At 67.1% G+C, this 7959-nt stretch carries 7 protein-coding genes; 6 read left to right on the top strand and 1 reads right to left on the bottom strand.

What is annotated here, in order from left to right; genetic code table 11:
• Positions 1–123 precede the first annotated feature (123 nt).
• Complete coding sequence (locus tag B8460_RS09250; RefSeq protein ID WP_048861306.1) at positions 124–765, top strand: HD domain-containing protein; 642 nt, start codon at positions 124–126, stop codon at positions 763–765.
• Here B8460_RS09250 and B8460_RS09245 read toward each other — a convergent pair.
• Positions 737–1450 (bottom strand): TetR/AcrR family transcriptional regulator, encoded by a 714-nt coding sequence (locus B8460_RS09245; RefSeq protein ID WP_048861305.1) that lies wholly within the window; start codon positions 1448–1450, stop codon positions 737–739. The two genes, B8460_RS09250 and B8460_RS09245, sit on opposite strands and share 29 nt — an antisense overlap.
• Positions 1451–1539: 89 nt before the next feature.
• On the opposite strand from B8460_RS09245, the gene B8460_RS09240 reads away from it, so the two are divergent.
• From B8460_RS09240 to B8460_RS09220, 5 genes are all read left to right on the top strand, one after another.
• A complete protein-coding gene (locus B8460_RS09240) occupies positions 1540–2280 on the top strand; it encodes an SDR family NAD(P)-dependent oxidoreductase (protein WP_048861304.1) in 741 nt (246 codons plus the stop codon).
• Positions 2281–2297: 17 nt separating this feature from the next.
• Positions 2298–3401, top strand: coding sequence for an efflux RND transporter periplasmic adaptor subunit (locus B8460_RS09235; protein WP_241771159.1), 1104 nt, complete (start codon positions 2298–2300; stop codon positions 3399–3401).
• A complete protein-coding gene (locus B8460_RS09230; RefSeq protein ID WP_048861303.1) occupies positions 3398–6517 on the top strand; it encodes an efflux RND transporter permease subunit in 3120 nt (1039 codons plus the stop codon). The genes B8460_RS09235 and B8460_RS09230 overlap by 4 nt, the downstream gene beginning before the upstream one ends.
• Positions 6518–6591: 74 nt before the next feature.
• Positions 6592–7422, top strand: coding sequence for an alpha/beta fold hydrolase (locus B8460_RS09225; RefSeq protein WP_048861302.1), 831 nt, complete (start codon positions 6592–6594; stop codon positions 7420–7422).
• A gap of 174 nt (positions 7423–7596) precedes the next feature.
• Positions 7597–7959 (top strand): transposase (locus B8460_RS09220; protein WP_148360477.1); only part of this gene is annotated, 363 nt, incomplete at its 3' end.

Here is a 7959-nt window from a genome sequence, read left to right as displayed (position 1 = left end):
CCCCGCGTGGCGTTCCAGCAAGAGCCGGTCAAGCCGCGCTAACTGAGCCTCGTCCCAAGGCGAAGGCACTTCAAACCGCGGGTCGGCTCGGTCCGGTTCTTCCTCCAGTCAGCAGAGACATCCATGTCCCTGGCCGTCCACGGCGTGCGCGTCCCCGATAGCAAACTCGCGAAAGAAATCACCGATTTCGTCCGCGACACGGAAACGCCGCTGCTCTTTCGTCACTCGACCCGCGTGTACTTCTTCGGTGCCTTGGCCGGCCTGCGGCGCGGGCTCGGCTTCGATCCGGAGCTCCTCTACGCCGGCGCCATGTTCCACGACCTGGGGCTGACCCCGCGGCACAGCAGCCCGACGGAGCGGTTCGAAGTCGATGGCGCCAACGCCGCACGCGACTTCCTCAAGGCCAGAGGCATCGCCCCCACGGACATCGACCTCGTCTGGACGGCGATTGCGCTGCACACAACACCGGGTATTCCGCGGCACATGCATCCGCTGATCGCGCTGGTGACCGCGGGCGTGGAGATGGATGTCCTGGGCCTGACATACCGGGATTACAGCTACGAGGAGCGGGATGCGATCACCACGGCATATCCGCGTACGCCCCACTTCAAGGACGAAATCATCCAGGCCTTCTACGACGGCATCAAGCACAAGCCGGACACCACGTTCGGCAACGTCAAAGCCGACGTCATCGCCGACAAGGAGCCGCATTTCCACCGCGGCAATTTCTGCAATGTCATCCGCTCCTCGCCTTGGCAGGGCTGAGCGGCCCAGGACGTCGGGGCGCGGCGGACGCGGTCGAACGTTTCCGCCCTCCCCGGCGCAGCACCGTCTTCTTCAACTGACTGGCCACGGCCCGCAGCATGGCGTCGGAGGTCGCCGGGTCCTGATCACGGATCGCCCGGGCAATTGCCAGGCCGCCAACCATGGCCGCGAAAGCGAACAGGACGCGCTCGTCCCGGGCGGGGTCGACGTGAAGTCGATCACCGATCAGGCGGGCGAAGCGGGTCACGCCGTCACTGAAGGCGATCCTGATGGGCTCGGGCTGGCGCTGCACCTCCGAGAGCAGGGCAGCCGACGGACAGCCGGCGCCCACATCGTCGCGATGTTCCGGGGAGAGATACCGTTCCACGAACTGTTCCGCCGTCAACCCGGCGAAGGCCGCGACACTCTCCGCATATGCCCGCTCGATCGCCGTCGCCACCAGCGCCTCTTTCGACGCGAAATGGCTGTAGAGCGCGCCGTGCGTGAGGCCCACAGCCTTTGCCACCTCCGCCCCGCTCATCTGGCTGAGCCCCTGCTCCCGGACCCGTGCCGACGCAGCCCGAACGATGGCCTCGCGGTTTTCCTCCGCCTGCTGCCTGGAAACTTTCATCGCCACCTCCCGGCCCGGTGTCCGCGGGCAAGCCGGATCATTGATTGTCATCACCATGAAAACCTTGACAAGCATTCATGGTATCACCAATCAATAGGCTTGATTTCCGTTCCAATCAATAGCCCGCGGACGCACGCGGGCCACCCATCGCAAGGAGAAAGCCAATGAAGATCGAGGGTTCTGTCGTCCTGTTAACCGGCGCCAGCCGCGGCATCGGCCGGGCGCTGGCGGAGGAGTTGCTCCGCCGCGGCGCGGCAAAGATCTACCTGGGCGTGCGTGACGTCGCCGTCGCCCGGGCGACGCTGACCGACCCTGCCCGCATGGTGCCGCTGGCGCTGGATGTCACGAAGCCGGACCAGATCAGGGCCGCCGCCGAAATCGCCACCGACGTCACCCTCCTCATCAACAACGCCGGCGTCGCGTCCTTCACCGGGGCCGTCTCCGCCGACGACACGGCCCATGCGCGCCAGGAGATGGAGGTCAACTACTTCGCGCCCCTCGCGCTGGCGCAGGCGTTCCGCAACGCGCCGGCCTTTCACCGGGGCGGGGCGATTGTCAGCATCCTCTCCTTCCTCGCGCTCGTCACCTTGCCCGTGGCCGGCACCTACTCCGCCTCGAAGGCCGCCGCGCTGGCGCTCACGCGCACGCTGCGCGCCGAGTTGAAGGGGCGCGGCGTGCAGGTCCTCGGCGTTATGCCGGTGCAGGTCGAGACCGAGATGGGCGTCGCCCTGCCGGAGCCGCGGCTGACCCCGGCAGAGGTCGCTTCGGCCACGCTCGATGCGCTGGAGGCCGGCGAGGAGGAGGTATTCCCCGGCGCGCTGTCCCGTGGCGCGGCCGACGCTTTCAAGGCCGACCCGGTGGGGATGCAGGCGCAAATGGCCGGTTTCGTTCACGCCATCGACTGAGGAAGCGGGAGCGAAAGATGCTGATGTCGGCAGCAAGGCGGCTCGTTCTGGGCGCGATCCTGCTTGCGTCCGCGGGCGGCCTTGCGGGCTGCAAGCCGACACAGGCGGAACGAGCCGACCCGCGCACCACCGAGCGTCAGGTGGTGGTGGCGCAGGTCGAGGCCGCAACAAGCCGGAGCCGCTCCTTCACCGGCGTCGTCGGCGCCCGTATCGAAAGCGGCCTTGGCTTCCGCGTCCAGGGCAAGGTCATCGAGCGCCTTGTCGATACCGGACAGGTCGTCAAACGCGGCCAGCCGCTGATGCGGATAGATCCCACGGATTACAGTCACGCCCTGGTTGCCCAGACCGGAAACGTCGCCGCCGCCCGCGCACGGTGGATCCAGGCCGCCGCCGACGAACGGCGCAATCGCGGCATCGTTTCGACCGGGGCCGTTTCGCGATCGGAGTACGATCAGGCAAAGGCGGCCGCGGACAGCGCGAAAGCCTTGCTCGATGCCGCGCTCGCGCAGGAGAAGGTGGCGCAGAACCAGGAAGACTATTCGGTGCTGCTGGCCGATAGCGACGGCACCGTGATGCAGACGCTCGCCGAGCCCGGACAGGTGGTGACGCCGGGCCAGGTGGTCGTGCGCTTGGCCTATGCCGGCCCGCGCGAGGCCGTCGTCAACCTGCCGGAGATGATCCGACCGGCCATTGCCTCGCTGGCGACCGTCCGGTTGTTCGGTGGCCAAACGCAGGCCTCCGCCCGGCTGCGGCAATTGTCCGACACCGCCGATCCCCGCACGCGGACCTTCGAGGCGCGCTACGTCATGAGCGGCGACGCCGCTGCCGCCCCGCTTGGCGCGACCGTCACCGTCACCTTCGACCAGCAGGACCGGAACGGGCTGCTCAGTGTCCCCATCGGCGCGGTTAGCGACGAAGGACACGGCCCCGGCGTGTGGCTGCTGGATGCCGCCACGTCGACGGTCGCCTTCCGCCCCGTGCAGGTCCAATCCTTCGGCGCGGAGACGGCCGAGATCCGCGGCGGCGTGACGGTTGGCCAACGCGTGATCGCGGCCGGCGGCCATTTCCTGCACGAGCGCGAAAAGGTACGGCCGGTGACCATCACGGCCGCCATGCAATGAGCGGCTTCAACCTGTCCGCCCTGGCCGTGCGCGAGCGCGCGGTCACCCTGTTTCTGATCATCGCCCTCGTGGCGGTGGGCGCCTTTTCCTATCTGGCACTCGGCCGGGCCGAAGATCCGCCATTCACCGTCAAGACCTTCACCGTCATCGCCACCTGGCCCGGCGCGACCGCGCAGGAGATGCAGGATCTTGTTGCCGATCCGCTCGAAAAGCGGATGCAGGAACTCGAGTGGTACGACCGGGTCGAGACCTATACCCGCCCCGGGCTCGCGGCCCTCTCGGTCACGCTGCGCGACACGACGCCGCCGGGCGAGGTCCCGAATCAGTTCTACCAGGCCCGCAAGAAGCTCGGCGACACGGTCCATTCCCTGCCCGCGGGAGTCCAGGGTCCTTTCATCAACGACGAGTATTCCGACGTCGATTTCACCGTCTATGCGCTCGACGGTCACGGGCTGCCCGAGCGGCAGCTTGTCAGGGTCGCCGAAACGCTGCGCCAGCGCCTGCTTCACGTGCCCGGTGTGAAGAAGGTCGACATCATGGGCGAGCGGCCGGAAAGGATCTTCGTCGAACTCGACTACGCGCACCTCGCCACGCTCGGTATCGCACCGCAGGACGTGTTCGCCAACCTCTCCAGGCTCAATGCCGTCACCCCCGCCGGGTCGATCGACACCAGCGGCCCGCAAGTCTATCTCCGCCTGGACGGCGCGCTGGACGACCTGGAGGCGATCCGCGAAACCCCCATCGTCTCCGGTGGTCGCTCGTTCCGCCTCGTGGACATCGCCACGGTGCGGCGCGGCTACGAGGACCCGCCGACCCTGCTCGTGCGGCACGATGGCGAGCCGTCCCTGGTGCTGAACGTCGTCATGGCGGATGGCTGGAACGGACTGAAGCTGGGCCGCGCCTTGAGCGCGGAGGAAGCCAAGCTGCAATCCGCGCTACCCGTCGGCGTCACGCTCACCAAGGTGATCGACCAGGCAGCCGTCATCCGGGACGCGATCGACGAGTTCATGTTCAAGTTCTTCGTCGCCTTGGCCATCGTGCTCGGGGTGAGCTTGTTCACGCTGGGCTGGCGGGTCGGGCTGGTGGTCGCGGCGGCGGTGCCGCTGACGCTCGCCACCGTGCTGGCGATCATGCTGATCACCGGGCGGGAGCTGGACCGCATCACGCTCGGCGCGCTCATTATCTCCCTGGGGCTCCTGGTCGACGACGCGATCATTGCGATCGAGATCATGGTGGTGCGGCTCGAACAAGGGGCCGACCGAATAGCGGCCGCGTCCCATGCCTGGAGCCATACGGCGGCGCCGATGCTGGCGGGCACGCTGGTGACCATCGCGGGGTTCCTGCCCGTGGGCTTCGCGCGCAGCACGGCCGGCGAATACGCCGGCAACATCTTCTGGATCGTTGCCTTCGCGCTGATCACATCCTGGGTCGTCGCCGTGGTATTCACGCCGTATCTGGGTGTGAAGATGCTACCCGCCATCAAGCGCGTGGAGAGCGGCGCGCATCGGGATCTCTACGCCACGCCGAATTACCGGCGACTGCGGCGGGTGGTCGGCTGGTCGGTCCGGCACAAGTTTGTCGTCGCGGGCGCAGTCATCGTGCTGTTCCTCGTCGCCGTGCCCGGTCTCGGCGCGGTCAAGCAGCAATTCTTCCCGGACTCCGACCGGACCGAGGTCCTGATCGAGGTCCAGATGCCAGAGGGAACCAGCATCGAGGCCACGAGCGACGTCGCCGCCCGGGTCGAGGCCTGGCTGAAAACGCAGCCCGAGGCCAAGGTCGTGACTACCTATGTCGGTGGCGGCGCACCCCGGTTCTTTCTGGCCTACAACCCGGAACTGCCCGACCCGTCCTTCGCCAAGATGATCGTCGGCACCCCCGACGATGCGGCGCGCGATCGGCTGACGCTGCATCTTCGCCAGCGCGTGGCCGAGGGACTCGCGCCGGAGGCGCGCATCAGGGTCACGCAGTTCGTATTCGGTCCCTACAGCCACTTCCCAGTCATGATGCGTGTCATGGGCCCCGATAGCGGCGCGGTGCGGTCACTGGCCGCCGAGGTGACCGCCGCGATGCGCGCCAACCCGCACACGCGACAGGTCAACACTGATTGGGGTGAACGTGTGCCCACCGCCCACTTCGTCCTGGACCAGACGCGGCTGCAGCTGATTGGCCTGTCCCCCTCGGAAGTCGCGACCCAGCTCCAGTTCCTGCTGACCGGGATCGTCGTCACCCAGCTTCGCCACGACGTGCGCACCGTCGATCTTGTGGCGCGCAGCGCGGGCGGCACCAGGCTCGACCCCGACAGGCTGCAGGACCTGACCCTGACCAACCGGGACGGCACCCTGATCCCGCTCGCCCAGATCGGCCATATCGAGGTGCGGCCGGAAGATCCGATCCTGCGGCGCCGGGACCGCGTGCCCACGATCACGGTGCAGAGTGACATCGACGAGGGCGTGCAGCCGCCGCAAGTCTCGATGGAGGTCGCAAAGAGCCTGGCGCCGCTGATTGCGCGCCTGCCGGAGGGCTACCGGATCGAGCTTGGCGGCAACATCGAGGAGGCCGGCAAGGCAAACCGCGCGCTGGTACCGATCTTTCCGGTGATGCTGCTCGTGACGCTGCTGATCCTGGTTATCCAGACGCGCTCGCTGTCCGGCATGATCATGGTCGTGCTGACCGCCCCGCTCGGGCTGATCGGTGCGGTGCCGGTGCTGCTGCTGTTCAATCAGCCGTTTGGCTTCAACGCCATCCTGGGCCTGATCGGGCTGGCGGGCATCATCATGCGCAACACGCTGATCCTGATCGGCCAGATCCACGACAACGAGAAGGCCGGCCTCGATCCGTTTCACGCCGTGGTGGAGGCGACAGTCCAGCGCAGCCGCCCGGTCCTGCTCACCGCGCTCGCCGCCGTCCTCGCCTTCGCCGAGCTGACTACCTCGGTCTTCTGGGGATCGATGGCCTACGTGCTCGTGGGCGGCACGCTCGCGGGTACTGTCCTGATCCTCGTCTTCCTGCCGGCGCTCTACGCCATCTGGTATCGCGTGACGGACCGGTCGCAGAGCGGTATAGCGCCGACGCCGGCCGCCGACGTCGTGCCGGGCACCGCCCGGATGCACGCCTGATGGCCGGCATCCAGGCAAGGCCGTAGCCGGTGGGCTGGCGCTGCGCCCATTCCCCCTTTTGTCAGGAAGTGCCCATGCCTTTCATCCAGACCCACGATGGCGTGCAGATCTACTACAAGGACTGGGGGCCGAAGGAGGCCCAGCCGATCGTCTTCCATCACGGCTGGCCGTTGTCCGCCGATGACTGGGACGCGCAGATGCTGTTCTTTCTCGCAAACGGCTTCCGCGCCATTGCCCATGATCGCCGCGGTCACGGCCGGTCCAGTCAGACCGATACCGGAAACGAGATGAACACCTACGCGGCCGATGTCGCCGCGCTGACGGACCACCTGGACCTGCGTCACGCGATCCATGCCGGCCATTCGACCGGCGGTGGCGAGGTGGCCCGCTACGTGGCGCGCGCCAAGCCCGGGCGCGTGGCGAAGGCGGTACTCATCGGAGCGGTCCCGCCGCTCATGCTCAAGACCGAGGCGAACCCGGGCGGACTGCCGATCGAGGTGTTCGACGGCTTTCGCACCGCGCTTGCGGCAAACCGGGCGCAACTGTTCCTCGATCTGCCGACCGGTCCCTTCTACGGCTTCAACCGGCCGGGCGCCGTGATCAGCGAAGGCACCATCCGCAACTGGTGGCGCCAAGGCATGATGGGCGGGGCGAAGGCGCATCATGACTGCATCGCTGCCTTTTCGGAGACCGACTTCACGGAGGACCTGAAAGCGATCTCGGTCCCGACGCTCGTCATGCATGGCGAGGATGATCAGATCGTGCCGTATGCGGATTCCGCGCCGCTGTCGGTCAAGCTGCTCCGCGATGGGACGCTGAAGACATATTCCGGCTTGCCGCACGGCATGTGCACGACGCATCCGGAAATGATCAACGCCGACCTCCTGGCATTCGTGCGACACTGACGGCGGCCTGGGACCGGCGGCGTTGAGCAGCGGCCGGTCATGCGTCTCATACAGATTTGGCCGATGCGTGAGATCGTCGACGTGAACCGCCCCAGGTTTGCCGGAGGCCCCAACTCCTCAGAGACCGTTTGAGAATGGTTGCGGCGGTGTCAGCTTTGGTGATTCAAGCTTGGGATGTGGACCCGAGAGAGCCGTGGCCGGATGGCGGAGATCGCGCGGCGGACAAAGCGTTATCCAACTGATCTGACGGACGAGGAGTGGGAACGGATCAAGCCGCTGCTGCCCAAGCCGCCGAAGCGAGGGCGACCACCCGGCGCGGACTTGCGGGAGATGTTGAACGCGATCCGCTACCTGGCTCGCAGCGGTGGCGGCTGGCGGATGCTGCCGAAGGAGTTCGGCCCTTGGCAGACGGTCTACTGGTGGTTCCGCCGATTTGTGCGGCGTATGCTGTTCCAGACCATCCACGATGTCTCGGTGATGCTCGACCGCGAACGGGTCGGGCGCGAGGCGAGCCCGACTGCGGGCGTTGTGGACAGC

It is taken from the genome of Acidisphaera rubrifaciens HS-AP3 (assembly GCF_000964365.1).
In the GTDB taxonomy this organism is placed as follows: domain Bacteria; phylum Pseudomonadota; class Alphaproteobacteria; order Acetobacterales; family Acetobacteraceae; genus Acidisphaera; species Acidisphaera rubrifaciens.
This window is presented reverse-complemented; position numbering and strand designations above follow the sequence as displayed.

Coding starts and splice junctions, on each gene's coding strand:
- B8460_RS09240 (WP_048861304.1), top strand. CDS start 1,540: ATGAAGATCGAGGGTTCTGTCGTCCTGTTAACCGGCGCCAGCCGCGGC.
- B8460_RS09235 (WP_241771159.1), top strand. CDS start 2,298: ATGCTGATGTCGGCAGCAAGGCGGCTCGTTCTGGGCGCGATCCTGCTT.
- B8460_RS09230 (WP_048861303.1), top strand. CDS start 3,398: ATGAGCGGCTTCAACCTGTCCGCCCTGGCCGTGCGCGAGCGCGCGGTC.
- B8460_RS09225 (WP_048861302.1), top strand. CDS start 6,592: ATGCCTTTCATCCAGACCCACGATGGCGTGCAGATCTACTACAAGGAC.
- B8460_RS09245 (WP_048861305.1), bottom strand. CDS start 1,450: ATGCTTGTCAAGGTTTTCATGGTGATGACAATCAATGATCCGGCTTGC.
- B8460_RS09250 (WP_048861306.1), top strand. CDS start 124: ATGTCCCTGGCCGTCCACGGCGTGCGCGTCCCCGATAGCAAACTCGCG.